At 42.4% G+C, this 710-nt stretch carries 1 protein-coding gene; it reads right to left on the bottom strand.

What is annotated here, in order from left to right; all coding sequences use genetic code 11:
* Positions 1–231 precede the first annotated feature (231 nt).
* On the bottom strand, positions 232–390 hold the full coding sequence (locus Y88_RS19675; protein ID WP_157132704.1) for a hypothetical protein: 159 nt from the start codon (positions 388–390) through the stop codon (positions 232–234).
* Positions 391–710 lie beyond the last annotated feature (320 nt).

Here is a 710-nt window from a genome sequence, read left to right as displayed (position 1 = left end):
ATGCCCCTGATTTGATGCCCCACCAAAGAGGCAGCACCAAATCAGCCCCCACCGAAAACAAGAAGCACGCCGCATGCAGCTGCACAGTTGTGCGTGACGCGTCCTGCCAGCCGGATCTACCGGCCGTTCGCCGTAATTCAATCTCGCCACGATGGTAATAGAGTGAATCCTGAACGTATTAGAATTCACCATTTTTGCAAAACAACAAGAATTATATTCTGAAAAATACCTTCAGGCCGTCATTTTATATCGCGCACCCGAGCCTTCATAGGCCTCAATGCTATCAATCGCTTTGCTCGCTGCATTTTTTGCATCTTCGATAGATGGCTCGCACTGCGAAATAAAATCAAATGTTAACAAAGCCATTTCGACGCGCGGATCATTGCCCAAGACTCTCTTCAAATTCCGACTGGACTCCATAATTATATATCTTGATATATCACAAACCTCCCGAATTGGAGGCTTCCCATTCGAAATTAGATTTAAATAATGCTTCAGATAATAAATATAATTACATTCAATATTTAAGTTCATATTCCAGCACCCCCGAAGCATTCATTAAATTATTTAAAATTATTAACCATATTCTTTTTTAATTTTACAGACTGAAGATATTATATGTTCCGTGCGATATTTGCAGCGAGAACCCACGACATCAACGCGAAATAGTGCCATTTTGGCAATTCCCCCTGCCAACAGGGCTTCGCCCC

Source organism: Novosphingobium nitrogenifigens DSM 19370 (assembly GCF_000192575.1).
In the GTDB taxonomy this organism is placed as follows: Bacteria; Pseudomonadota; Alphaproteobacteria; order Sphingomonadales; family Sphingomonadaceae; genus Novosphingobium; species Novosphingobium nitrogenifigens.
The sequence above is the reverse complement of the archived record's forward strand: the minus strand, read 5'-3'. Positions and strand labels throughout refer to the sequence as shown.